Source organism: Roseibium sp. Sym1 (assembly GCF_027359675.1).
In the GTDB taxonomy this organism is placed as follows: Bacteria; Pseudomonadota; Alphaproteobacteria; order Rhizobiales; family Stappiaceae; genus Roseibium.
The window spans coordinates 511,858-537,829 of sequence record NZ_CP114786.1 but is presented as its reverse complement, the minus strand read 5'-3'; the positions used below and the strand labels follow the sequence as shown (position 1 = coordinate 537,829).

Below are 25,972 nucleotides of genomic sequence, written 5' to 3'. Positions count from 1 at the left end.
GTGTCAGAGCTCCAGATGTTTGCGGCGGATTTCATAAAGCGCGACGCCGGTGGCAACCGCCAGGTTCAGGCTGTCCGCCTGGCCCACCTGCGGAATGCGGATCAGGGTCGGGCAGGCGGCGGCCATGTCGTCCTCCAGGCCCTTCTGTTCGTTGCCCATGACCAGGAGAACGGGTTCGGCATAATCCGGCTTGCGATAGTCGACCGATCCCTTCAGGTGGGTTGCCGCGACGGTGCCCGGCCATTTGCCCGCCAGCGACTTGAACTCGTCCTTGGTCATTCTGGCGAGAGGCACGTGAAACAGCGAGCCCATGGTTGCGCGCACGGCCTCGACGGCAAAGGGATCGGTGCAGTCGCCGACCAGCATCACGCCCGCTCCGCCGACCGCATCCACCGTACGGATGATCGTGCCGAGATTGCCCGGATCGCGCACCCGGTCAAGGGCCACCCAAAGGCTCGTTCCCGCTGGATCGATTTCACTTGCGGCCAGGATCTGCTGTTCGTAGACGCCGACGACCATCTGCGGGTTGTCCTTGCGGGTCATCGCCGACATGACCGCGGTCGAGACTTCCAGGATCAATGCGCCACGGGCCTTGGCGGTCGCCGCCGCCTTCTGCGCGACCGGGTTGTCGCGCGCGTCCGGACCAAGGGCAAGGTAGCGCACGCCCCAGCCGGCCTCGAGCGCGTCCGTCGCCAGTTTCAGGCCTTCGGCAACAAAGAGACCCGACTGCGTGCGGTGCTTGCGCTGGGCGACCAGCCCCTTGATTTCCTTGACGATCGGATTGGAGTGGCTGGTGATCTGTTTCACCGCGCCGATGCGCTGCTGCGGCATTATGTGCTCCATACCCTATAGCCGGGATGATGATGAGTTCGCTTCCCGCTGGATTAGGCGCTGGGTTTTGCCGGGTCAAGAGCCTTGCGGCTCTCTTCGCGGCGGCAGCAGCCGCTCCGTGGCCAGCAGGACCGACTCGTTGATGTCGACCGGAAAGTTGGTGACGTCGAGCTTTCCGTCAATGGCGAGGAACGAAAGACCGTGAACGTGGGTCCATAGCGGGAAGGCGGCCCGGATCACCTCTTCGGTAATCTCCTCTTCCCCGAGATAGCGGGCCACTTCCTTCAGGACCACGCTATAGGCGCATCGGCCGGCGCTCTTCAGTTCCTCGATGCGGCCGGCATGGGACTTGGTGGAGAACATGAGCCGGAACGTGTGCTGTTCGCGCATGGCGAACTGCACGTAGGTACGGCCGATGGCGGCCAGGGATTCGATCGTGCCGCGCGGGTATTCGGCGGCGTGACGCTCCATGTCGTCGCCGAGCCGGGTCAGGCCGTCCATGGCGACCTCTGTCAAGAGATCCTCCTTCGACTTGAAATGGCGGTAGGGCGCCGCCGTGCTGACTCCGGCCAGCCGGCAGGCGTCGGACATGGAAAACCCGTCGGGGCCGTGCTGCCGGATCAGGTCCCTGGCCGCCGCGATCAGCTGGTCCCGCAGATCGCCGTGGTGATAGCCGCTTTTTTTCTGGATTTTGGCCTTGGCCATCGATGGGTCCGATTCTTTTTCGCCTTGTGACCTTGAAGAAGTTAGTTCTTCTAACATATGTTAGCAACGGTAACATAGTTAGAGCTGCTTACATCGGGCGCTGCCCGGTACAGCGATCTGACACTGCCAGACAAGGGACGAGGGCGTGGCCATGCGGGACAAAAAGGTAGATCAGGGCAAAGGGACAAGCGGACCAGGTCGTCTCCGGCGGCTCGCACGGACCTTGCTCGGTTTCACCACGTTTTCCCTCAACACGGCTCTTGCCGGAGCGGTGGTGATGATCGGCGTCACCACCATCCAGATGCGCGCCGAGGAGAAGCCCCGGATCGACGCCGCGCCCCTGACCGAAGTCCGGTTCTTCCGGCCGGACCCTCAACCCGGCTACGAGGTTGCACGCAGCTTCACCGGACGTCTGGAGCCTGCCCGGCAGACGGATCTCGCCTTTGAGCTGACCGGAACCATCCGGCAGATCCGGGCCGATGAAGGCGACACGGTCGAAAGGGGAGATGTCATTGCCCGGCTCGATACTCGCTCGCTCGAAGCGGAAAGGCGGCGCCAGCTCGCCAATCGCAAGGCGGCCGAAAGCGACCTGGAGCTGGCCGAACTGACCCTGAACCGGCGCCGAAAGCTGCAACAGGCCGGGCATGTCAGCGAGGAAGTCCTGGACCGGGCCCGGCTTGCCGCAAGCCGTCTCCAGGCAAGCCTGGCGCAGATCGATGCGGCCATGGAGACAATCGACATCAATCTCGACAAGTCGGTCCTGCGTGCGCCATATGACGGCCGGGTCGGCGCGCGCCTGCTGGACGAGGGCGCCACGGCGACCCCGGGCCAGCCGGTCCTCAAGGTGCTGGAAAGCGCCCGGCCGACGGTTCGGATCGGACTGGCTCCGGACGTGGCCGGGCGCCTGGACCGCGAAGAGACTTTCACAATCCGCATCGGGTCGCGGGCTTTCGAGGCCCGGTTTACCGGCATCAGGCCGGACCTCCAGACACGCACGCGCACCATCGAGGCACTTTTCGAGCTGAAGGGTGGGACGGCCCTGCCGGGCTTCGGCCAGCTCGCAGAACTGACGCTGAGCGAGCGGATCGACGCGGAAGGCTTCTGGGTCCCGGCGGCTTCGCTCAAGGAAGGGCCACGCGGGCTCTGGACCCTGCTGACGCTGGCCGAGGCAGGGGAGAGCAACACCCATCTTGTAGTGCGTGAGGCTGTCGAAGTTCTGCACATGGATGCGGACCGGGCTTTTGTCCGCGGCACGATCACCGGCGCAACACGGATCGTGGCCGACGGGGTGCACCGCGTCGTCGCCGGCCAGACGGTCCGTCTTCAGAAGAGCGGGGCCTGACCCATGGCAACGCTGTTCTTCCGCCAGCCGCGCCTTGCTGCACTGATGCTCCTGGTCATCCTGGCCGCGGGCGCCTCCGCCCTGATCGGCATCGGGCGCCAGGAAGACCCGTCTATCACCAACATCTTTGCCAACGTGACCACGGTCTATCCGGGCGCCGATCCGGCGCGGGTCGAGGCACTGGTCACGGAAAAGATCGAGGAACAGCTCAGGGAAGTGGAAGAGATCGACACGATCGAATCCGTTTCCGCCGCCTCTATCTCGATCATCCGGATCGAGCTGCTCGACACGCTTTCGGAAGACGTGATCGAACAGACATGGTCGGAAATCCGGGACAAGCTGGACGACGCGGTGCGGGAGTTTCCGCTAGGCGTTGAGGAGCCGGATTTCGATACCGACGGTGCCGGTGCCTTTGCCGCGATCAGCGCGCTGGCGCCGAAGCACGACGACGTCTCCGACGCGGTGCTGCTGCGCTATGCCGAGACCCTGTCGGATGTCCTGCGCAATGTGCCGGGCACGAAACAGGTCGAGATTTTCGGCGCGGTCGACGAGGAAATCCTGGTCCGGATCGATCCGGCGCTGCTGGCCTCGCTGTCGCTCTCCGTCGATCAGGTATCGGCCGCCATCCGGGCGGCCGACGCAAAGGTGCAGGCGGGACGGCTCAGAAGCCCCGGCCGCGAATTCCTGATCGAGGTGGACGGCGAAATCGCCGCGCTCGACCGCATCCGGCAGATCCCGGTCTCGACGGACTCATCGGGCCTTGTCACCCGCGTCGGTGATGTGGCCGCCGTGACCAAGGGCATTCGCCAGCCGGCGGAGGAAATAGCCTTTTCCGGAGGCCGCCCGGCCATCCTTGTGGCCGCCAAGATTGCCGACGGCCTGCAGGTCGATGCCTGGATGGAGCGCGTGCGGGGCCGCATCGCCGCCTTCGAGGCGGACATGCCCCATTCCATCGAGCACCGGCTGATATTCGACCAGAGCGCCTACACGATCGAGCGCCTGTCCAATGTCGGCTTCAACATCGCCGTCGGCATGACGCTGGTGGTGATCGTGCTGCTGGTGACGATGGGCCTGCGTTCTGCCCTGATCGTTGCGATGGTGCTGCCTGTCGTGACGCTGGCTTCCTTTGCCACCATGAGCATGATCGGCCTGCCGCTGCACCAGATGTCCCTGACCGGCATGATCGTGGCCCTTGGCCTTCTGGTCGACGCCGGCATCGTCATGACCGACGAGATCGGCCAGGCGCTCGACGGAGGCGCGACGCGCACGGACGCGGTCGGCAAGGCGGTGCGCCGCCTGTTTGCACCTCTGCTGGCCTCAACGGTGACAACCGCCCTGTCCTTCATGCCCATGGTGCTGCTGCCCGGACCGCCGGGCGACTTTGTCGGCGCCATCGCGATTGCCGTGATCGTGATGCTGATCTGGTCCTTCGTGGTTGCCGTCACCCTGACCGCGGCAATGGCCGGCTGGATCCTGCCTGCCGCAAAAGCCGGCAAGGCAGCCCGGCGGTTCCGCCCGGCGTCCCTCGTCACCGTGCCGTTCCGCCTGTCGCTGACGCTGGCGATGCGCAATCCGGCGAGCGCGGTTGCCTACGCACTGGTGCTGCCGTTGATCGGATTCCTGAGCATGCCGACACTGACGGCGCAGTTCTTTCCGGGAGTCGACCGTGACCAGTTTCACATCGAGGTCGAACTCAGCAGCGGCACGGCCATTGCCGAGACCTCGGAGGTTGCCCTGGAAATCGACCGGTATCTGGAGGCTCAGGACGGCGTCACGCAGATCGCCTGGGTCGTCGGCAAAAGTGCGCCGGCCTTCTATTACAACATTGTCGGCAACCGCGACCGTGCGCCCGCCTTCGCGCAGGCGCTGGTGACAAGTGCCTCGCCGGAGGAGACCGCAAGCCTGGTTCCGCGGTTGCAGCAGGAGCTGAGCCACAGGTTCCCGGAGGCGCGGATCCTTGTCCGGGATCTCGTTCAGGGCCCGCCGGTGGATGCGCCCGTGGAATTGCGCCTGGTCGGCCCCTCGCTCGATGTCCTGCGCCAGCAGGGAGATGTGTTGCGCCGGCTCGCCAGCGGTGTCGAGGAGATCACGATCGTGCGCACCACGCTTGACGGCGGCGCACCGAAACTCAGATTCGATGTCGACGAGGACAAGGCGCGTCTGGTCGGTCTGAGTCTTGGCGACGTTGCCCGGCAGCTGGAAGCGGTGCTTGAAGGTGCCACCGGCGGCAGCCTGATCGAGGGCACGGAAGAACTTCCCGTTCGGGTGCGCGTCGGCAACGACACGCGCGGCGACCTGGCGCGGATCTCCAGTCTGCCCCTGCTGCCCGCCGTGGGTGCCGCGGGGTCGGCAACCTATGAAGGCGTGCCCGTGGCGGCCATTGCCGATATCAGCGTCGAACCGTCGGAAGGCGAGATCAACCGGCGCAACGGCGAACGCACCAACACCGTCCAGGCCTTCGTGCAATATGGTGTCCTGCCGGAAGAGGCCTTGAAGAAGCTCCAGCAGAAGATCACTGAAAACGGTTATGTGCTGCCCGAGGGCTATCGCATCGAGACCGGTGGCGACAGTGACGCGCGCGGTGACACCATGAAGAACCTAATCGGCTCCCTCGGTCTGATCATTCCGCTCTCCATCGCCGCCATCGTGCTGACCTTCCAGTCCTTCCGCCTGTCCGCGGTCACGCTCGTGGTCGCGATGCTGTCGGCGGGACTGAGCATTCTCGCGCTGGCGGTGTTCCAGTATCCCTTCGGCATCAACGCGATCATTGGCGTCATCGGCTCGATAGGGGTTTCGATCAACGCGGCCATCATCATCCTGACGGCGATGCAGCAGGACGAAGCGGCGGCCGCGGGCGACCGCTCGGCGATGGTCGAGGTGGTGATGCGCTCCGGCCGGCACATCGTCTCGACCACGCTGACGACATTCGGCGGCTTCCTGCCGCTCATTCTCGGAGGCGGCGGTTTCTGGCCGCCCTTTGCCATGTCGATTGCCGGAGGCGTGCTTTTGTCGACGGTGATCTCGTTCTATTTCGCCCCGCCCATGTTTGCGCTGGTCTATGCGCGGCGGAGGAAGTCGGTGGCTGCAAGCAAGACAAAGGAAGAGCCCGGGTCCGATACGCGCTGGAGCAACGACAACCTGGAAACGGCAGTCGCGGCGGAGTGAGTTTCCTGCCTCCCATTTCCTGTCGTCATTGCCGGACTTGATCCGGCAATCCATGCCGCAACCTTGCCGGTTGCAGAGCGAGCGGGTTTGGAGGTGCAACGGCATGGATCCCATGGTCAAGCCCACTGCTGTCCGGTTTAACTCGGCTCAGTTACAACAGGTCATTGATTCATTGTCGATATTTACGCTTCTCCTAGTCCGGGACACGCAGTGCCTTACCACTTGCACCCCTCTCCCCCCTGGAGGGGGAGATGTCCGGGAACCGGACAGGGGGGGGGCGGCGGTTCCTCGAATTCGGAAAAGGTCTTGTCTGCCGAGAGGTTGAGCCCCCCCTCTGTCTCCTGTCGGAGACATCTCCCCCTCCAGGGGGGAGAGTGGAACAAGCGGCAAAGCCTGTTTGCGCACCGAGGCTCCTGCTTAACCGGACAGCAGTGGGTCAAGCCATGGGATGACGAAGAGAGGGAAGTCTCAAAATTGAAAGGACGACGCGCTTGTCTTCGGCCTGTCCACCTCACAGCCTCAACCTGAGGAGTGGGAAGGTGAAGCCTGGATTTCCTACCGGCTGCTCCAGCGTGAGAACAGCGATGTCGACAGGGCCCGTGTTCCGTTTTCCTCGCGGATCACCAGTTCGCCCGATTCAAGCTGGCCGCCCTGGCTGTGCAGGGTTTCGGCCATCAGCTCGTGGATGGACACGAAGCTGGAGCGGATCGCGTAGGCGGTCAGGATCATGAACAGCGCATCGTCCGCGAGCAGTTTCTGAAGATCGGCCAGCATGCCGGGCAGGCTCGTGTAAAGATCCCAGACCTCGCCCTTGGGGCCGCGGCCGTATTTGGGCGGATCGAGGATGATGCCGTCATAGGTGTTGCCGCGCCTGACCTCCCGTGCGACGAACTTGGAGGCGTCCTCACAGATCCAGCGGATCGGCAGGTCCTCCAGGCCGGACAGGGCCTGGTTCTCGCGCGCATAGCCGATCGCCTTCTTGGAGGCATCCACATGCGTGACCTGGGCACCTTCGGTCGCCGGCAGAAGCGAGGCGAGGCCGGTATAGCCGAACAGGTTGAGGATCTTCAGCGGCTTGTCGGGGTTGCGTCCGCGCTCGGCGCGGATCTTGCCGTTGACCCAGTCCCAATGCGCGGCCTGCTCCGGAAATACGCCGACATGGCGGAACGACATGAAGCGGCCGTTGTAGCGCACCGGCCCGTAGGACATCGGCCAGGTTTCCGGCACATTGCCGGAAAATTTCCAGCGGCCGGGACCTTCCTCCTCCGTGTCACCGGAAAAGACCGCGTCGGCCCGGTTCCAGACACTCTCCTTCAGCCGGCGTGAGCCCATGGCCTGCGGCTCCGGGCGCACGATCGTGAAGCGGCCGTAGCGCTCCAGCTTCTGGCCTTCGCCCATGTCGAGCAGCCGGTAGTCCTGCCAGCCTTTCGTTTCCAGGATCACCGGCCATGTCTGGACCGGTGGCTGGCCGGAAGGAGCAAAGGAAGAGGCGCTGGTCTGGTCCGCCACGGGGATCTCTCGTTGTCAGTCGTCAGGATTTCAAACCCGCTCTAGTCGGCAAGTCCGCCGAGGTCAACGTTTTGCACGGGCAGCCTCAAAGAAAAAGGGCGGGGAGCCGTGGCTCACCCGCCCTTCCGGTCTGTTTGTGCGCTGTCAGGCGGCGGCAACCTCGTTGAGGAATTGCTCGACCTCGCGTTTCAGTTCGTCGGTCTTCTGGGTCAACTCGCCGGAGGCAGACAGCACCATGTCCGCGGAAGACGAGGTCTGGTCGACGGCCTGGGACAGCTGGCTCATGGACGAGGACACGGCGCCTGTGCCTTCCGCGGCCTTCTGGACGTTCTGCGAGATTTCCGCAGTCGCCGAGCCTTGCTGCTCGACAGCCGAGGCGATGGCGGCGGTGTAGGTGTTGACTTCCGTCATGGTCTCCGCGATCTCGCCGATGGCAATGACGGATTCCTTGGTGGCGTTCTGGATCTCGTTGATCTGCGACGAGATCTCCTCGGTCGCCTTGGATGTCTGGGTGGCCAGTTCCTTCACCTCTGCGGCAACAACCGCGAAGCCCTTGCCGGCCTCCCCGGCACGTGCCGCCTCGATGGTGGCGTTCAGGGCCAGCAGGTTGGTCTGTTCGGCAATCGCCTGGATGAGTGTCACCACTTCGCCGATCTTGGTCGCGGCCTCTGCCAGGCCCTCGACCTTCTCGTTGGTCACCCGCGTACCGGTCGTGGCACGGTCGACGATCTCGGTGGTCTGCGCGACCTGGCGGGAAATCTCGCCGATCGAGGCCGCCAGTTCTTCCGCGGCGCTGGCCACGGTCTGGACGTTGTTGGTGGTCTCGTTCGAGGAGGCCTGGGTCTCGCTCGCGTAGCCGGCACTGTCACGGGCAATCTCGGTCAGGGCCTGGGCGGTTGCGTCGAGGCCGCCGGCGGTCGACTCCACGGAGCCCAGCGCCTCTTCCGCCTTGGAGCGGAAGGACTGGATCATCGCGTCGATGCGTTCCTGGCGCTGCTGGCGTGCAGCCTCTTCCTGCGCGTTCTGCTCCTGCAGATGTGCGCGTTCGATGGCATTGTCGCGGAACACCTGCACGGTGCGGCTCATGTCGCCGATTTCGTCGCCGCGGTCGCGGCCCGGGATCTCGACTTCATTGTCGCCATTGGCCAGCCGGCCCATCACGTCGGTGATCGTGCGGATCGGCCGGGTGATCGCAAGGTTGAGCACGAAGGCCAGTCCGATACCGCCGAGGATTGCCAGCAGAACGGTCGTCGCGATCTGCAGTTCCGCGGCGCTGGAGGCGGCATTCGCGGCCTTCGACTGGGTGTCTGAAATCACCGCGATGTCCGCGGACACCTTGCGGGTGAGCTCATCGAGCTGCTCCCGCTTTGCCGCCAGGTCGGTCTGGGTTGTCAGCATGTCCTTGAAGGACTGGTCCAGCGTTGCGATGAATTCCGGGATGGCCTCGACAGAGCGGGCGACCGCCGGCAGCACCAAGCCCACCTTGCCGATGTCGCTTTCCAGGGCATGGAGATCGGCAATGTGGTACTCGGCATAGGAAGTGTCATCCGCGCCGAAGCCGCCGAACAGGTAAAGTGTTTCGGCCCGGGCGGCGACGGCGAGCTGGTTCAGCTTCGTCGCATTGGTGGCGATGTTCCGGATTGTTGCAAGCCGCGTGGACGCGGTCTGGGCGTCGGATTTGGCCTGGGAAACCACCGGGTCGATCTGGCCCAGGATTTCCTTGGTGACGGCGTCCATGCCGTTGATGCCGTTGCCGACGGCAAGGCGGGCGTCGTAAGCTTCGGAAAAGCCCAGATCCTTGGTCAGGTTTTCCAGCGCGCCGCTCAGCTCGCTTGCATTTGTTGCCAGCTGGCTGATGGTCGTGGATTCGATACCTTGGATCCGTTTCCCCTCCATCTGCTTGGTGTCTGTGACCAGCGAACGGGCAATCTCGATGGAGGAAGTGAGCGCATCGCCTTGCAGATTGCCGCTGCCCTGCAGATAGGCCATGTGGATCTTGACGACGTTGTCCTTGATCGCGAACAGGCCCTGTTGAAGCTGGATGACGTCATCGAGCCGTCTGTCCGCGGAGGAGGCCTCGGCACTGACGACCTTTTCTTCGGTCTGAACCGCGCCGGTAATGCTGACGGCCATGGCCTCCAGATTTGTCGTGCTCTGCTGCAAGGTTGCGAGCCGTTCCGACTGCTGGGTGGTCTGGGCGACAACCTGGTCGAAAGTGGCGCTGAATTGCGAAACGGCGTCGATGGCTCCGGCCACCTGGGCTTCGGACTGCGTGTCGCCGGCGACACCCTGTGCAAGCGTCTGCAGGGACGCCTCCAGGCTGGCGATTTCCTGATGGACAGCGTCGGTCAGTTCCGCCGACGGGTTGTTCAGGTAGTCCTCACGCTGCAGCGATGTGGCCTGAACCTGAGCGGCGACCTTGGACGCCTGGTCCGCCACGTTGAAGCTGGAGGACAGGTTGTAGATGGCCAGGAAGCCGGCACCGCCGACAACCGCCGTCAAGAGCAGAACGGCCAAAAAACCGCCGCCAACCTTGAACCCGAATTTCAAGTCGGTGAGAACCTTCAATAGTCGCTTCATATCGTCCCCGCACAGCCGGAATTGCCGCATTTGTACTTTCACTATTACGGGGGGCGATGAAGATTAGGTAAACCGGGGGAATAATCTTCAGGTGTTACATAGCTCAGAGTCGGTTTGACTGTTAACAAAAGATAACTTTGCGCAACTATTGCAATAAAACGAATCGTTTATTCAGGGTTGTAGGCCTGATCTAGGGTCAGGACCCATCAATTTGAATGCAATGGTAGGGATGAATTTGTTCGGATACGAGGCGCGAATCTGCAGGAAACCGTCCGGTTTCCAAAGATTTGCAACGACGTTGCCGGGCAAATTCACCCTATCCCGGAGGGACGCAAAAACGGCTTCGATCTGCTGTGTTAAAGCGCTCAACCGGGCAGGAAGCCCGCTTGTCACGCTTTTCCTCGCAGCTCATCGCCGTTTGTTGCGCCATTTCAATCAAATTGATGGGTCCTGACCCTAGACGTGTTGCCCGCCATTGATGTGGATCTCGGCTCCGCTGACATAGGAGGATTTGTCCGAACACAGATAGTAGATCGTATCGGCGACCTCGCCCGGCAGGCCCAGGCGGCGCAGCGGGATGTCCTCGATCATGTCTTCCGTTCCCGGCGACAGGATCGAGGTATCGATTTCACCCGGGGCAATGGCGTTGACGCGAATGCCGTGCGGTCCGAAATCGGCGGCCATTTCGCGAGTCAGGGAGGCCAGCGCCGCCTTTGAGGTTGCGTAGGCCGTGCCTGCGAAGGGATGTACCCGCATGCCCGCGATCGAGGTGACATTGACCACCGAGCCGCCGGCGTTTTTCAGTTCCTTGAACAGACCACGGCCAAGCAGGATCGGCGCGAAGAAATTCACCTGGAAGACCGTGCGCCACTCATGCATGGGCGTGGTCAGTGAGTCGAGGCGCGCACCTTCCGCGCCCTTGGGGCTGATACCGGCATTGTTGACCAGCGCGTTCAGCTTCGAGCCGTTCACCTCCAGCCGCTTGCGGATCTCCTGAGTCGCAAAGCCGAGGTTTTCCGGATCGGACAGATCGACCTGGATATGATCCTCCGGTCCCATCGGCCACGGGCATTTGTCGGAGAACGCCTGCCGGGAGCAGGTGATCACCCGCCAGCCTTCGGCGGAAAACCGCTTGACCGTCGCATGGCCGATGCCGCGGCTTGCGCCGGTCAGCACGAGTGTGGGACGGTCATCCGTATGAGGCTTGCCGTTCATAATGATCCCTTGTCTGATCCCGGAGGTCCGGAAAAAGTTGACTCTTATGGTAAAGTTTCGATATTGCGCAGGAATTCGTCAATGCCACTCTGTCCGCATATGAGGACGCGCGCCGGATCCTACAATGATCATTTGCTCCTGTAACGTTCTGTCTGACAAGCAGCTCCGCGAGGCGGCGGAGGAAATGCGCGCGGACCCGAACGGCAAGGTGCCCACACCGGGCGCGGTGTTCCGTCATCTGGGCTGCCGGCCGCGCTGCGGGGGATGTTTTCCGGCGGTGATTGACATCATTCACGAAAAAAGCTCTGAAGAAACAGGAAATGCGAAACCGGTCGACATGCCCCGAAAACGGGCCACCGGACGGTAACCAGGGAGAGGACCTATGAAGGGCGATCCGCGCGTCATTGAATATCTGAACAAGTCGCTGCGTCACGAGTTGACGGTGGTCAACCAGTTCTGGGTCCATGCCCGCCTGCTCGACGACTGGGGCTATGGCAAGCTGGCCGCCAAGGAACTCGTCGAGGCCGACGAGGAGCGCGCGCATGCCCAGGAACTGATGGACCGGATCATTTTCCTGGAAGGCCTGCCGAACCTGCAGACCCTCGATCCCCTGCGTATCGGCCAGTCGCTGAAGGAATGCCTGGAAGGCGATCTGGCGGCCGAATACGTGGCCCGCGCGCTTTACAAGGAAGCCCGTGAAGTCTGCCGGGAGCTCGGAGACTTCGTTACCATGGCACTGTTCGAACGGCTGCTTGGCGACGAGGAAGGCCATATCGACTTCCTGGAAACCCAGCTCGGCCTCATCGAACAGATCGGCATCGACAATTACGCCCTGCTACAGGCAAGGTCTGCAGACCAGGCGGAATAACGGCACCGCGCACGGGGCATCCGGGCGGGACGGACCATCAAACTGTTCCGCTGCTGCCGTTCAGGCGGTGAACCTCGCCACCGGCCGCCTCGGCATCGTCTTCATCATGGGTCACAAGCAGCACCGGCAGACCCTTTTGCCGCGCCGCTTCGAAGACCTGTGCACGGATGTCCGCCCTCCGGGCCTTGTCCAGGCTGGAAAACGGTTCGTCCAGCAGCAGCGCCTGCGGGTCGGCAAGCAGGGTTCGCATCAGCGCGACGCGGGTCTGCTGACCGCCGGACAGGGTCGTCGGATCGCGGCCGCCGAAGCCGGCAAGGCCCGCATCGGCAAGCGCCAGTTCCGCCATCTCGCGCCTGAGGGACCGCTTGCGGATGCCGGGCGGGATTGCGAACATCAGGTTTTGCTGCACCGACATGTGCGGAAACAGGAGCGGCGTCTGAAACATCAGGCCGATATGCCGGTCCTGCGCCGCAAGACCCGTCAAGTCCTTGCCGTCCAGCAGAACCCGGCCCGAAGCTTTGAAGTCCGGGCGCAGGAAACCGGCGATGAAATCCAGAAGGCTCGATTTGCCGCTGCCGCTCTCGCCCATAATCGTAAGCACGGAGCCTGCCGCGATCCGGCAGTCGATCCTGAGCAGCAGCCTGCCCTCGAGGCTAAGGGCAACGTCTTCAAGAACAAGGCCGGACCCGGCGCCGGGTGTGGACAAGGCGGTCATCTTCTCTCCAGCCGCATGGCGGCACGGTTGCGGTGCAGGACGGCTGGCACAAGGGCTGCCAACACAAAACCGGCAAGCGGAATCAGAAGCTGCATCAGCGCATAAAGTGCCGCCGCCGGCCGATTGCCGCCGCTCGCCAGCGCCACGCTTTCCGAGGTTATGGTGACGATCCGGCCCGCGCCGATCATCAGCGTCGGCAGATACTGGCCGACGGAAACGGCTGCCGCGACCGCAAGGGTGACCAGAACGGGCCTGAGCAGCAGGGGCAGACGGATCTGCCAGAAGATGCGCATGCGGGACGCTCCGATGGCGGCGGCGGCCTTGGCATAGCGCGGGTCGAGCCGGGACCACGGATCGCTGAGGGAAAGAACGGCATAGGGAAACACGAACACGAGATGCGCAAGCAGCACGGCTGAAAAACTTCCGCTCAACCCGATGCGCAGAAACAGCATCTGCAGCCCGAACAGGAAACCGATCTGGGGCAGAAGCAGCGGCAGGAATACAAGCACTTTCAGCTTGTTTCCGGCCCTCCGGCCACTCTGGTCGCGCGCCTCCAGGAGCCACAGGGTCAGTCCCGTGGCAAGACCCGCGGCGGCTGCCGCGAGGGCGAGCGTCGCCCAAAGTGCCGGTGCGCCCATCGTGACCGTGTCCGCCAGGCGCGTGAGGTCCCAGCTTTGCGGCAGCACCGCGGGAAACCACCAGGACCTTGTCGTGGACCAGAGCCCGAGCAGCATCAGGGACAGCACCATCACGGCAATCACGGCAACCATCAGCACCAGACCGGCGATCCGGCCCGGTCCGTCCCGGCGACGGCGTTGGCCGCTGGAAAGCCCGCGGAGCAGGACTGAGCGGGCGAGCCGCTCCAGAACCAGGTAGCACAGCAAGGCGCCTGTCGTCAGGCCGAGTTGCAGCAGCGCTCCGGCCGAGGCCATCAACCGTCTGGACAGGTCCGGATCGCTCATCCAGGTGACCAGCCTGGGAGCGAGCGGCGCCGGCGTTGTCGGGCCGAGAATGACCGCAACATCGACGACGGACGTCGCATAGGCGATCACGGCCAGCATGGGCAGGCGGATCAGCGGATAGATCTGCGGCAGCACGATCTTGAAGAAGGTGGCCATGCGGCCGTAGCCGAGGCTGGCGCCGGCCCTGTAGGCGTCGCGGATATGCGGACGATTGAGCGCGGCGAGGGTCATCAGGAAGAGAAACGGGACTTCCTTTGCGACGAGGCCGAAGGTCATCGCCAGGCCAAGCGGGTCGTTCAGTATCAGGACATCCGGCGGCCGCGTCCAGCCCGTTGCCCAGGGCGACACCGCCCGGACAAGGAACCCGGACGGGGCGATCAGGAAGGCCAGGCCGATGGCCGCCGCGGCGTGAGGCACCGAGAGGAGCGGGGACACAAATCGGGTCAGGCGCCGGAATGTCGCGGTTCCGGACCAGCCGGCGGTGAACACCAGAACGATGGCAAGCGACAGCAGCGAGGCGGACAGACCGGTGGCGAAGCTGAGCTTTGCGGACACCGCCAGCCCGGGGACCGCGAACAGGTCCTTGAACGGGGCAAGCGAGAAGCTGTCATACCCAAGTACCGGCAGATAACCGAAGGCCGGCAGCACCGTGCCGGCTAGCCCGGCCAGAACCGGCCCCGCCAGCAAGGCCGCGACAAGAACGGTAGGGATTTCCGGAAATCGGGCCCGGCGGGAGGTCAACTGCCCGGCCCGGTCATTCCACGCCGTAGCGTTTCAGCCAGGCTTCTTCAAGCGCGGCCACCCAGCTGGGATGCGGTTCGGGCAACACCGGACCGAGTTCCTCCGGTGTAAGCGTCGCCGGACCAAGGTCCAGAGCCTCGAACAAGGCCTTTTCATTGGCCGGCAATGCGGCGACGTTGAGCACGGTCGGGTCGCCCCAGACTTCGGGATCCTGCTTGCGGGTCTGGGCTATCGGGGTCAGCAGGAAATCAGCGAATACCTTGGCGGCGGCCTTGTTGGAGCTGTTGAAGGGAATGGCGACAAAATGGGTGTTGCCGATCGTGCCGCCGTCGAGCACGAAGGTGCGCACGCTGGGCGGCAGCTCGCCATTGGCAATCGCACCGGAGGCGTCGCCGGGATTGAATGAAAAGGCGATGTCCAGCTCGCCGTCGGCCAGGAGCTGGCGCATGTGGGCAGCGTTCTTCGGAAAGGCCGCCCCCTTCCGCCACAGGGAGCCATGCAGTTCGTCCAGATAGGCGAACAGCGGCTTCGTCAACGCGTCGAAGTCGGCGTTCTCTACCGGTTCGGACAGGAGATCCCTGTCCTCGATCGTGCCGACTAGAATCTGCTTGAGGAAGGTCGTGCCGTAGAAATTGGGCGGCTGCGGGTAGGCAAAACGGCCCGGATTGGCCTTCGCATAGGCAAGCAGGCCGTCGAGCGTAGCCGGAGGCGTATCGAGGCGGGCGCTGTCATACATGAACACCAGCTTGGCCATGCCCCAGGGGCTCTCCTGGCCATCTGTCGGCACCGTGAAATCAACAGTCACGGTGGGCTTGTTTTCCACGTCGACATAGCGCCAGTTCGGCAGGGTCTCGGCCCAGCCCGCCTCGGCGAGCAGGCCCTGGTTTTTCATCGCCGCGAAGTTCTCGCCGTTGATCCAGATGAGATCGACCGCGCCGCCCGACCCCTTGCCGACGGATTTCTCCGCCAGCACCTGGGAGACAACCGTCGCGGTGTCACTGACCTTGACGTGGATGACACGGACGCCGAAATCGCCTTCCACTTCCCGCGCGGCCCAGCCGATATAGGCATTGATGCGTGGCTCGCCGCCCCAGGCATGAAAATAGAGGGTCTGGCCCCTGGCCTCCTCGAGCACGCGCTGCCACTCCTGCGTCTCCGCCGGGTCGAGATCCTGTGCCATGCCGTTCTGGGGCAGGAGCAGCGTTCCCAGGAGGCAAAGCGTGGCTGCGAAAAGTCGTGTCATCGAAAAGTCCTCTGGTGTCGGGGCGAAGCCGGTCCTGTTCCCTCGCGCAAGCGGCATTGCACGGTCAAGACAAGGCTTTGTGAACGGCGTTCGCGGAAACGATGCGGGCGGGCTTCAGGTTTGAAGGGATAGCACAGCCGGCCGCAGAATTATCCAGCCCGCCAGAGCTGCCATTGCGGCCCAAAGGAACACGACAAAGAAAGCGGCTGTCCTGCTGGTCGGCCGCTCGACGAGCCGCCGCGCACGTGTCCTGCAATCCTCAAGCACCTCACCGGGAACGAGGCAAATGGCAATCCACAGACCGATCGGGACAAGCAGGATGTCGTCGAGATAGCCAAGGACGGGAATGAAATCCGGAATGAGATCGATGGGAGAGAGCGCGTAGGCCACGACGACAGCCGCGATGGCCTTTGCATACCAGGGTGTTCGCGGATCGCGGACGGCGAGATAGAGGGCGATGGTGTCCCGCTTCAGGGTCTGCGCCCATGTTTTGAGGTCTTTCCACATGACGCTAGACCGGCAGGATATGCGTGTCCTTGATTTCCTCCATGACCGCGTAGGTATGGGTCTCGCGCACGCCGGGCAGCGCCAGCACCACATCGGAGAGAAACGCGCGATAGGCTTCCATGTCCTTGACCCGGCTTTTCATCAGGTAGTCGAACCCGCCGGCGACCATATGGCATTCCATGATGTCGGAGGAACGCTCCACCGCGACCTTGAAGGCATCGAAGATCTCCGGCGATGTGCGCTCAAGCCGGATCTCGACAAACACCAGCAGGCCACGCTCGACCTTCTTCGGATCGAGGCTGGCGGAGAAGTGCTCGATGTAACCTTCGCGCACCAGACGCTTCATTCGTTCGGCCGTTGCGGTCGCCGAAAGGCTGATCCGTTCGGCGAGATCGGTGTTGGTGATGCGGCCATCCTGCTGGAGAACCTTCAGAATACGCCGGTCTATCGCATCAAGCATAGTGAATTTACTTTCAGAATTCGTTTTTCACCTGAGAATACACGGTAATGAGACTGAAAAACAGGGAAAATCGGCCATCAAAATGGGATATTTTAGGGAAATCTGATGACACGGCCGCGCGCGGCCCCTTTGGGAGGTTCCTCATGACTGCAACTGCTGCCGCCATGACGAAGATCGATACAACAGACCTGGAGCCGTTCCGTGCGGCTTATGCCCCCGATGACAGACCGCTTGTCGAAGCCCTTTTGAAAGAGGCCAAGGGCGACCCGGTGGTGGAAAAGCTGATCGACCAGCGCGCCCGCGGCTATATCGAGGACATGCGCGCCGTCCAGGTGGGCCTTGGCGGTGTCGAGGACTTCATGCGCGAATTCGGCCTGACCACGCGTGAAGGCCTTGCCATGATGGTGCTGGCCGAAGCGCTGCTGCGCGTGCCGGATGCCAAGACCGCCGACAAGCTGATCGAGGACAAGTTGGCCGCAGCCAAATTCGACGACCCGTCCGGCCCCAAGTCCGACACCTGGCTCGTCTCCGCCTCTTCCTGGGCGCTCGGCGTGACCTCGCGTCTCCTGCATCCGGGCGACACGCCGCAATCGGTTCTCTCCAGCCTGGTCAAGCGCATGGGCATGCCGACCGTGCGGGTGGCGACCCGCAAGGCGATGCAGTTGCTTGGCCACCAGTTCGTGCTTGGGGAAACCATCCAGAAGGCCCTGGAGCGTGCCAGGACCCAGGAAGCCAAGGGCTACCGCTATTCTTACGACATGCTCGGCGAGGGCGCGCGCACCGCGCGGGACGCGGAGCGCTATTTCCATTCCTATGCCAATGCCATCGAGGCGATCGGCAAGTCCGCCGGCGACAGGAAACTGCCGGACCGTCCGGGCATTTCCGTCAAGCTGTCGGCGCTGCATCCGCGCTACGAGGCCGTCAACGGCGAGCGCGTGCGCGACGAGCTGCTGCCCAGGCTGCGCGAGCTGGTGCAGATGGCCAAGGACCGCAATCTCAATTTCACCGTCGATGCGGAGGAGGCCGATCGTCTCGAGATCTCGCTCGACGTCATCGCGGCCCTGCTCAACGATCCGGTCACCGAAGGCTGGGACGGCTTCGGCCTGGCGGTGCAGGCCTACCAGAAGCGCGGCGTTCACGTGATCGACTGGCTGGTCAACGCGGCCCGCAGGACCAACCGCAAGCTGATGGTGCGCCTCGTCAAGGGCGCTTACTGGGACACGGAAATCAAGCACGCCCAGGAAGGCGGCGCGGAGAACTACCCGGTCTTCACGCGCAAGGCGGCCACCGATCTTTCCTATCTGTGCTGCGCCAAGCGCATGCTGGCCGCGCGCGACGTGCTCTACCCGCAATTCGCGACCCACAATGCCCTGACGGTGGCCCAGATCATCGAGCTTTCCGGCGGCAAGGCCGAGGGCTACGAGTTCCAGCGCCTCCACGGCATGGGCGAGAGCCTCTACAAGTCCATCGTCGAACGCGACGGTTTCCCCTGCCGGATCTATGCGCCGGTCGGCGGCCACAAGGACCTGCTGGCCTATCTGGTCCGCCGTCTCCTGGAAAACGGCGCCAACTCGTCCTTCGTCACCATTGTCGGTGACGCCAATGTTCCGACGGACGCGCTGCTCAAGCGGCCAGGCGAACTGCTCGACAACGGCCATCACGCGGTCAACCGCTCGATCCCGCTGCCGAGCGACCTTTATGGCGCGAGCCGTGAAAACTCCGACGGTGTCGAGTTCGGCTGGGCCGCGGAACGCAACCGGCTCACAACCGGCATGGCAAAAACCGCTGCGCCGTTCACCGAGGCGGGACCACTCGGTGCCGGCCTGAAGGCCTCCGGTGATGCCAACCCGGTCTTCGCGCCGATGGACGGCAGCACGAAAGTCGGCACGGTGCGCTTCGCAGACAAGGACATCGCGCGCCAGGCGATCGAGAATGCCCGCAAGGGGTTCGAGAGCTGGTCGCGCCGGCCGGTGGAGGAGCGCGCCGCTGCTCTGGAGAAGGTCGGTGACCTCCTGGAGGAAAACCGCGACCGGCTGATGATGATCCTGTCCATGGAAGCGGGCAAATGCCTGACGGACGGCATCGCCGAAATCCGCGAGGCGGTCGATTTCTGCCGCTACTACGCCGCCGAGGCGCGCATGCAGTTCGGCGAAGGCCGGCTGATGCCCGGGCCGACGGGCGAGGAAAACCGCTATCGCCATCGCGGCCGTGGTGTCTTCGTCTGCATCTCGCCCTGGAACTTCCCGCTGGCGATCTTCCTCGGCCAGATCAGTGCCGCGCTGCTGGCAGGCAATGCGGTTGTCGCCAAACCGGCGGAACAGACCCCGCTGATCGCCTATGAGACCGCGAGGCTGATGTACCAGGCCGGGGTTCCGGAAGACGCCTTTTACCTGCTTCCGGGCGAGGGTGATGTCGGCGCGGCGCTGACCTCGCATCCGGCCGTCGCGGGCGTGGCCTTCACCGGTTCCACCGAAACCGCCTGGGCGATCAATGGCACGCTGGCCACCAAGCGCGGCCCGATCGTGCCGCTGATCGCCGAAACCGGCGGCATCAATGCCATGATCGTCGATGCGACGGCCCTGCCCGAGCAGGTCTGCGACGACGTGATGATGTCGGCCTTCCGCTCGGCAGGCCAGCGCTGCTCGGCCCTGCGCCTGCTCTACGTCCAGGAGGATGTCGCCGACAGCCTGCTGACCATGCTCGAAGGCGCCGCCAGGGAACTGAGCCTGGGCGACCCGCGTTTGCCGTCAACGGACATCGGCCCGGTGATCGACGAGGAGGCGCGCGGCAACATTCTCTCCCATGTCGACGACATGAAGGAAAGCCAGAAACTGCGCTTTGCAGGCGAGACCCCGCAGGGCAAGCTCGCCAACGGCTCCTGGGTCGCGCCGCATATCATCGAGCTGGACAAGGCCGAGGCCCTGACCCGCGAGGTGTTCGGTCCGGTGCTGCATGTGGTGCGGTACAAGGCAAGGGATCTCGACAAGGTGCTCGACCAGATTGCCGGCACCGGCTACGGCCTGACCCTCGGGGTGCACAGCCGCATCGACGCGACGGTGAAGAAGGTCGTCGACCGGCTTTCGGTCGGCAACGTCTATGTCAACCGCAACACCATCGGCGCGGTGGTCGGCACCCAGCCCTTCGGCGGCTCCGGCCTCTCCGGCACCGGCCCGAAGGCCGGCGGCCCGTCCTACCTGACCCGGTTCGCGCTGGAGCAGGTCGTCTCGATCAACACGGCCGCGGCCGGCGGCAACGCCAGCCTGGTGGCCGCGTCCGACGATTGAGGGGCAAACGTGTCCGCAGTCTCTGAAGCCAAGTTTCCAGGGCTGAGGAGTTGCGTCGCATGAGGTCTGGTCTCCTCCTCTCAAAGGGGGAGGCGGACTTTTCTGCGGCAAACAGCCGATCCTTCGAGACGGGCCTTCGGCCCTCCTCAGGATGACGCTGAATGTGTGGCGCGGCCTCGTTGGCGCTTCAAACAACGACCTCATCCTGAAGCCCGTATCAGCGCCGTCTCTGCGTCCCGGTGCAACACCCAACAACGTTATCCTGAGGAGGCGCGCCAGCGCCGTCTCGAAGGATCGGCCACGAACTCCCGTCAATCCGAACTAAATCACGTCCCCCGCGGCTTCGCCCGTCGCGTCGCCTCGGCCGATGTCGGATCGTCCGGCCAGGGATGTTTCGGATAGCGGCCCTTCATGTCGGCCTTCACGTCCGACCACGACCCGGCCCAGAAGCCGGGCAGATCTTTGGTAATCTGGATCGGCCGCTGCGCCGGGGACAGGAGCTCCAGGATCAGCGGAAGTTTGCCGTCGCAGACGCTCGGATGATCGGTCAGACCGAACAGTTCCTGCACGCGGATCGACAGGGTCGGGCCGGCGGCGGCACCATAGTCGATCGGCACCTTGCTGCCCGTCGGCGCCGTGAAATGGGACGGGGCCAGGACATCCAGACGCGCGGCGGCATCATAGGGCAGGAGGGCGGCAAGCGCGTTGCCGAGCAGGGCGGCGTCGATCGTCGCAAGACTGGTGCAGCCCGCCAGAAACGGCTGCAGCCAGTTTTCGAGAGTGTCGGTCAGTGCGGCGTCGGAGAGATCCGGCAGGTCCCCGGCGCCGTTCTCGCGCGCATAAGCGACGCGTTTCCTGAGCCGCTGCTGGTCCTTGCTCCAGTCCAGCCGTGAAACGCCGCGGCGCCGGACTTCCGCGATCAAAGCCCGCTCGACCGCCTCCGGATCCGCTGACTTTATCTGGACGGACTTCAGCTCGACCGCCTTGTAGCGCCGGACCCGCCGGGCCTTCAGCGCGCCGTCACCGGTCAGTTGAACCTCGTCCTGCTCGACAATGTCGGCGGCAAAGAGATCCTCGATCTCGTCCATCGTGATCGGCGCACACAGCTGGACGCGGCCGCTGGCGGCCTTGCCCTGGATGTCGGCGATGGTCAGGAACGGTTCGCGTGCCAGGCCGTGTTCGGGGGCCAGTTCCGCGCCCCTTCCGTTGGCGAGCCGAAACCGGCCGGTCTGGCCGCGCTGCTGGGCGACCCGGTCCGGATAGGCAAGCGCCAGCAGCAGTCCGGCGCTTTCGATGTCGAGGTCCCGGCCTGATCCTCCCGCCTGTTTCAACCAGCGTTCGGCCAGCATCCGTCCGTCTTTCGCCCGCTGGCTCTTGTCGTTGCGAAGGAAACGGAGCCGGGCGCGCAGGTCCGGATCGCGGCCGCCAAGACCCGGTTCGGACAGGATCAGCGCGATCAGGGCTGCGGTGCGGCCGAGACCACGGGCGGCTCCCTCGATCACCATATGCGCGAGGCGCGGGTGCAGCGGCAATTTCGCAAGGGCCTTGCCGTCGTCGGTCAGGCGGCCGCCACCGTCGATGGCGTGCAGATCCTGAAGCAGGCTTTTCGCCTCTGACCAGGCGGGACGGGGCGGTGGATCCGCGAATGTCAAGTCGGCCGGATCGAACGTGCCCCAGGCGGCAAGATCCAGCACAAGGCCGCTCAGGTCCGCTTCCAGGATTTCCGGGGCCTCGGCCCGGGGCAGGGCTGCGGTCTGGGCCTCGTCCCAGAGCCGGTAGCAGACGCCGGGCTCTGTCCGGCCCGCGCGGCCGCGGCGCTGGTCGGCGGAGGCGCGCGACACCCGAGCGGTTTCCAGCCGGGTCAGCCCTGTCTGCGGCTCGTATTTCGGCACGCGCGCCAGACCGCTGTCGATGACCACGCGCACGCCCTCGATGGTCAGCGAGGTCTGGGCAATCGCGCTCGCCAGGACGATCTTTCGTTGTCCTTCTGCCGCAGGCCGGATGGCAGCGTCCTGGGCCTTTGCGTCGAGCCCGCCATAGAGCGGGGCGATCTGGCAGTTTGCGGGCAGCTTGCCGTCCAGCATCTCGGCGGTTCGCCGGATTTCGCCCTGGCCCGGCAGGAAGACGAGCACCGAGCCGGTTTCCTCGGCAACGGCCTGTCTGACGGCCCGGACAATCTGAGGTTCGATGCGTTCCTGGGGCGACCGGCCAAGATAGCGCGTCCCGACGGGAAAGCTGCGTCCCTTGCTCTCGATGACGGGCGCATCGCCCAGCAGCTTCGAGATCCCGGCGGCGTCCAGGGTCGCCGACATCGGCAGCAGCCTGAGATCGTCCCGCAAGGCCGATTGCACATCGAGCGCCAGGGCCAGGCCAAGGTCGCCATCGAGGGACCGTTCGTGGAATTCGTCGAACAGGATCGCCGCGACGCCGGTGAGCTCCGGATCGTCCAGGATCAGTCTCGTGAACACCCCCTCGGTGATCACCTCGATCCGGGTTTTCGCGCTGACCCTGGTCTCCATGCGCACCCGGTAGCCGACGGTCTCGCCGGGCTTCTCGCCAAGTTCGCCGGCCATGCGCCTTGCTGCGGCCCGAGCCGCGAGCCGTCGGGGCTCAAGGACCAGGATCCTGCCGTCACCGCGCCACTCGGCGTTCAGGAGCGCCAGCGGCACGCGCGTGGTCTTGCCCGCGCCGGGCTCTGCCACCAGCACGGCGTTGGGTCCGGTCTCAAGCGCCGTCAGAAGCTCCGGCAGGACACCGTCGATCGGCAGTGCGCTTCCGAAGGTCGGGACACGGGTCATGGCAGGCTCAGGCCGGGTTTGTTGTCCACTGGCGGCCCTGCATGTCGACGGCAAAGGCATCCGGTGTGCGTGCAAAGGAGGCGAGGCCTTCCAGAGCCGGGTCCGGATGGCGGACAATGAAGGTCGGGATCTTGGCCATCAACGCCTCGTGCGGGGCCTTGGCTTCGAAGGCTTCCCGGAAACCGCCATCGGTCAGGAAGCGTGTAATCCGGGGTGTCACGCCTCCGGTGAGATAGACGCCGCCGCGCGCCAGAACGGTGAGCGCGAAATCGCCGGCCACGCGGCCAAGGCCCCGGGCGAAGACCTGCAGGGTTTTTACCGCCACCGGATCATTGTCCTCGGCGGCCATGGTGATGCTGGCGGCGGTTTCGAACCGGCGTTCGGTGTTCATGAAGGAAGCAACACCGCGGGCAAGGCGGGGCAGGCCGCTGCCGCTCAGGATCTGCTCGGCGCCGAGCCGTCCGCCGACCCGCTCGATATGCGGCCAAAGCGCGATATCCTCCGGAGTGACCGGTCCGAGCTCGACATGACCGCCTTCGCCGGGGACCGGGATCCAGGTGTCGGAGGCATAAATCATCGCCGCAGCGCCGAGACCGGTTCCGGGGCCAAGCACGAATTTGGCGCTCTCGCCGCGCACCGCGCCCGAGCCGGCCTGTTCGATGTCTTCGCCGCGATAGCCTGGCAAGGCCAGGGCCTGGGCCTCGAAATCATTGAGCACGATAACCTCGTCCAGGCCGAGATCGGCGATCATCTTGAGTGGTTCGATCACCCATGCCGCGTTGGTCAGCGGGATCCGGTCGCCGGTGACCGGGCCGGCAACGGCGATGATGGCCGTGCGTGGTTTCGGGTCCTGGCTGGTCAGGACCACTTCGCGGACGGCGGAGGAAATGTCGGAATGGCCCGCGGTCGCTGTTTTTCCGCACATGCGTGTGGGGGCGTCGGCATTGTCCACCAGCGCGAAACGGGCGTTGGTGCCGCCGATATCGGCAACCAGGACGGGATAGGCAAAGGATTTGGAACGTTTCGGAAAACTCATGAGGTCAGAGCGCCCACTTCAGGTGTCTCGGACGTGGTCTTGAGGCCCTTGAGGCGGGCTGACCGCAACAGAATATCCGCCGTTGTCGGATTGAGCGCCATCGGCATGTCGTAGACGAGGGCCAGCCGCATCAGGGCCTTGACGTCGACATCATGGGGCATCGGCGACAGCGGATCGACGAAGAAGATCAAACCCTGCAACTTGCCTTCGCAGATCATCGCGCCGATCTGCTGGTCGCCGCCGAGCGGTCCGCTTTTCAAACGGGTCAGCTTGAGCTCGGGGCAGGCCTCGAGGATGCGTCCACCGGTCGTGCCCGTACCCACCAGGTTGAAATCCGCAAGCTTGTCCCTGTGACGCCGGGCGAAATCCACCATGACGTCCTTCTTGGCATCGTGAGCCACAAGCGCAAGCGTGGGCGTTTCGGGCATCGGCGATCCTCTTCGGCAACTGCAACAGGGGATGGTATTAGCCGCTCAAAGCGCTTTAGGCAAAGGAAGATGCAAAAGACGCAGCGAGAACCTGTCCATAATCGGCGCACGGGGACCAGAGCGTTTTCCGATCAATCAGGATCATTTGATGAGTGTATCCGGTTCAGTCGGCAAGGCGCGCCGCGAAGCGCGATTCGGTGCATCGGGCAAGCGGCGCAACGCTGCCGATGGGCCGGATACTCTCACCCGCAACAGCCCGGATGCGTATGAGAAACAATTGAAAATGGGCCGGACGGTTTGGCGCACCGGCGTTGTTGGCCCACCCTTGTGGTGGGAAACACCACCGCGCGTGACCCGCCTGGCCAGCGCGCCAAACCGTCTCGGTCAAATGACCCTAATTGATCGGAAAATGCTCTAGGCAAAGAAAAAGCCGCGCTCCGGCGAGGAGCGCGGCAGGAGAAGGAGAAAGAGACGTGGCGCTTAGTCGAACAGGTTGCAGCGGATCGGTTCGCGCCCCGCGACGTGCTGGAGATAGGGATCGGGCTCCGGCAGATGCAGGCCGGCTATTTCCATCACAAGCTTCATGCGGATCGCGTCGGCGAAGCCTTCCTGCGACCGGACGGGGATGGCGAAGGAACCGGGGCCGCCGATGACGCAGTCCTCGTAATAGTGGTCGAGGTTGAGCATGGCCTGCCAGGTGTTCTTGTTCGACTTCATCATCAGGGGAAGGCCGTTGATGGTCACGCCGGCTGCGATCATGCGGTCCCGCATGTCGGTCACGGAGCCGCCCTGGTTGTTCGGACCGTCGCCGGAAATGTCGATCACCTGGCGCAGGCCCATATACTGGTTGTTCTGGACCATCTGAACGGATTTCTCGAGTGCCGAGGCAATCGAGGTGCGCTGCACCTGACGCAGAGGTGCCTCGGCGATCTTGGAAGCGAAGTGCGCTGCCGAAGCCGCATCCTGGATCACCGTCCAGTCCGCGACGACAAAGTGCTCATCGACCCCGCCCCATTCCATGTAGGTGACGGCGACGCGGCCGATCGGGCCGACTTCTATGGCATCCAGGAATTCCCGGGAGGTCAGGGCGGCCACATAGCCGGCGCGCTGCACTTCCTGTTCTTCCGTGTCCATGGATTGGGAGATATCGACCGCCAGCACAAGTTCAACGTCCACTTCAGCAGACGGATCATAGGTGAATTGCGCGGTAGCGTTCACGACCGGCCGGTAGTCCCGGGCGGCGGAAGGAGCGGCGAGTAGGAAGGCCGCACAGAAAAACGACAGTATTGTCGTTATTGTCGATGCACAGTGTTTCTTTGTTATGTCGAGACGCATGGGTTTCTCCTTATTCGAGTCATTCGACCCCGTTGCCACGTCTCCCCTGTTTATTTTGTTTCTTAATTCCTTATCTTTTCGTTTCTCGTGATTCCTACTTAGGAATGACTGAAGGGCTTGCTTCAGCTCGAAAATTTACTTAGCAAGCTACGTGCCAAACGTAGCGTAAATTTCCTCGCCCGGCAAAAGGAAAGTGCACGGAGTGCGTGTTATATCCACAGATGGTGTCGCCATGGGAAAATTGCCAG

The 25,972-nt window shown here is 63.9% G+C and carries 20 protein-coding genes; 6 read left to right on the top strand and 14 right to left on the bottom strand.

The annotated features are described in order from the left end of the window. Positions 1-3: 3 nt before the first annotated feature. Both O6760_RS02455 and O6760_RS02450 read right to left on the bottom strand, forming a co-directional pair. The gene (locus O6760_RS02455; RefSeq protein ID WP_269583903.1) at positions 4-831 is read right to left on the bottom strand and encodes a TrmH family RNA methyltransferase; all 828 of its coding nucleotides are present in this window, start codon (positions 829-831) and stop codon (positions 4-6) included. Positions 832-906: 75 nt separating this feature from the next. Further along, positions 907-1,536 (bottom strand): TetR/AcrR family transcriptional regulator, encoded by a 630-nt coding sequence (locus O6760_RS02450; RefSeq protein WP_269583902.1) that lies wholly within the window; start codon positions 1,534-1,536, stop codon positions 907-909. Positions 1,537-1,687: 151 nt separating this feature from the next. Between O6760_RS02450 and O6760_RS02445 the strand changes: the two genes are divergently transcribed. Continuing rightward, positions 1,688-2,878, top strand: a complete 1,191-nt coding sequence (locus O6760_RS02445; RefSeq protein WP_269583901.1) for an efflux RND transporter periplasmic adaptor subunit — start codon at positions 1,688-1,690, stop codon at positions 2,876-2,878. Between the two features lie 3 nt (positions 2,879-2,881). Further along, on the top strand, positions 2,882-6,043 hold the full coding sequence (locus tag O6760_RS02440) for an efflux RND transporter permease subunit (protein WP_269583900.1): 3,162 nt from the start codon (positions 2,882-2,884) through the stop codon (positions 6,041-6,043). Between the two features lie 555 nt (positions 6,044-6,598). On the opposite strand, the gene O6760_RS02435 is transcribed toward O6760_RS02440, so the two are convergent. The 3 genes from O6760_RS02435 to O6760_RS02425 form a co-directional block, all read right to left on the bottom strand. Beyond that, positions 6,599-7,552 (bottom strand): class I SAM-dependent methyltransferase, encoded by a 954-nt coding sequence (locus O6760_RS02435; protein WP_269583899.1) that lies wholly within the window; start codon positions 7,550-7,552, stop codon positions 6,599-6,601. 144 nt (positions 7,553-7,696) lie between these two features. Next, positions 7,697-10,132, bottom strand: a complete 2,436-nt coding sequence (locus tag O6760_RS02430) for a methyl-accepting chemotaxis protein (RefSeq protein ID WP_269583898.1) — start codon at positions 10,130-10,132, stop codon at positions 7,697-7,699. Between the two features lie 456 nt (positions 10,133-10,588). Next, complete coding sequence (locus tag O6760_RS02425; protein WP_269583897.1) at positions 10,589-11,347, bottom strand: SDR family NAD(P)-dependent oxidoreductase; 759 nt, start codon at positions 11,345-11,347, stop codon at positions 10,589-10,591. Positions 11,348-11,471: 124 nt separating this feature from the next. Here O6760_RS02425 and O6760_RS02420 point away from each other — a divergent pair, with 124 nt between their 5' ends. Both O6760_RS02420 and bfr read left to right on the top strand, forming a co-directional pair. Beyond that, complete coding sequence (locus O6760_RS02420) at positions 11,472-11,714, top strand: (2Fe-2S)-binding protein (protein WP_332306213.1); 243 nt, start codon at positions 11,472-11,474, stop codon at positions 11,712-11,714. A gap of 15 nt (positions 11,715-11,729) precedes the next feature. Continuing rightward, a complete protein-coding gene (gene bfr, locus O6760_RS02415) occupies positions 11,730-12,215 on the top strand; it encodes a bacterioferritin (RefSeq protein WP_269583896.1) in 486 nt (161 codons plus the stop codon). Between the two features lie 37 nt (positions 12,216-12,252). Here bfr and O6760_RS02410 read toward each other — a convergent pair whose 3' ends face one another. From O6760_RS02410 to O6760_RS02390, 5 genes are all read right to left on the bottom strand, one after another. After that, the gene (locus tag O6760_RS02410) at positions 12,253-12,930 is read right to left on the bottom strand and encodes an ATP-binding cassette domain-containing protein (protein ID WP_269583895.1); all 678 of its coding nucleotides are present in this window, start codon (positions 12,928-12,930) and stop codon (positions 12,253-12,255) included. Beyond that, positions 12,927-14,633 (bottom strand): ABC transporter permease, encoded by a 1,707-nt coding sequence (locus O6760_RS02405; protein ID WP_269583894.1) that lies wholly within the window; start codon positions 14,631-14,633, stop codon positions 12,927-12,929. The genes O6760_RS02410 and O6760_RS02405 overlap by 4 nt, the downstream gene beginning before the upstream one ends. A 13-nt stretch (positions 14,634-14,646) precedes the next feature. Further along, entirely contained in the window at positions 14,647-15,876 is a 1,230-nt protein-coding gene (locus O6760_RS02400) for an ABC transporter substrate-binding protein (RefSeq protein ID WP_442969846.1), read from the bottom strand. Between the two features lie 114 nt (positions 15,877-15,990). Continuing rightward, positions 15,991-16,383, bottom strand: coding sequence for a YkvA family protein (locus O6760_RS02395; protein ID WP_269583893.1), 393 nt, complete (start codon positions 16,381-16,383; stop codon positions 15,991-15,993). Between the two features lie 4 nt (positions 16,384-16,387). Continuing rightward, positions 16,388-16,843, bottom strand: coding sequence for an Lrp/AsnC ligand binding domain-containing protein (locus tag O6760_RS02390; RefSeq protein ID WP_269583892.1), 456 nt, complete (start codon positions 16,841-16,843; stop codon positions 16,388-16,390). 143 nt (positions 16,844-16,986) lie between these two features. On the opposite strand from O6760_RS02390, the gene putA reads away from it, so the two are divergent. Further along, complete coding sequence (gene putA / locus O6760_RS02385; RefSeq protein WP_269583891.1) at positions 16,987-20,127, top strand: bifunctional proline dehydrogenase/L-glutamate gamma-semialdehyde dehydrogenase PutA; 3,141 nt, start codon at positions 16,987-16,989, stop codon at positions 20,125-20,127. A gap of 326 nt (positions 20,128-20,453) precedes the next feature. Here putA and hrpB read toward each other — a convergent pair whose 3' ends face one another. The 3 genes from hrpB to O6760_RS02370 are packed head-to-tail and all read right to left on the bottom strand — an operon-like array spanning position 20,454 to position 24,389. Continuing rightward, positions 20,454-22,925 carry an ATP-dependent helicase HrpB gene (gene hrpB / locus O6760_RS02380; RefSeq protein ID WP_269583890.1) on the bottom strand — a complete coding sequence of 824 codons (2,472 nt, stop codon included), beginning with the start codon at positions 22,923-22,925 and terminating at the stop codon, positions 20,454-20,456. A 7-nt stretch (positions 22,926-22,932) separates the two neighbouring features. Continuing rightward, a complete protein-coding gene (locus O6760_RS02375) occupies positions 22,933-23,961 on the bottom strand; it encodes an ROK family protein (protein WP_269583889.1) in 1,029 nt (342 codons plus the stop codon). After that, the gene (locus O6760_RS02370) at positions 23,958-24,389 is read right to left on the bottom strand and encodes a methylglyoxal synthase (protein ID WP_269583888.1); all 432 of its coding nucleotides are present in this window, start codon (positions 24,387-24,389) and stop codon (positions 23,958-23,960) included. The genes O6760_RS02375 and O6760_RS02370 overlap by 4 nt, the downstream gene beginning before the upstream one ends. A gap of 148 nt (positions 24,390-24,537) precedes the next feature. On the opposite strand from O6760_RS02370, the gene O6760_RS02365 reads away from it, so the two are divergent. Then, positions 24,538-24,807 carry a hypothetical protein gene (locus tag O6760_RS02365; protein WP_269583887.1) on the top strand — a complete coding sequence of 90 codons (270 nt, stop codon included), beginning with the start codon at positions 24,538-24,540 and terminating at the stop codon, positions 24,805-24,807. Positions 24,808-24,869: 62 nt separating this feature from the next. Here O6760_RS02365 and O6760_RS02360 read toward each other — a convergent pair whose 3' ends face one another. Further along, complete coding sequence (locus O6760_RS02360; RefSeq protein ID WP_269583886.1) at positions 24,870-25,724, bottom strand: DUF1194 domain-containing protein; 855 nt, start codon at positions 25,722-25,724, stop codon at positions 24,870-24,872. Between the last annotated feature and the right edge of the window lie 248 nt (positions 25,725-25,972).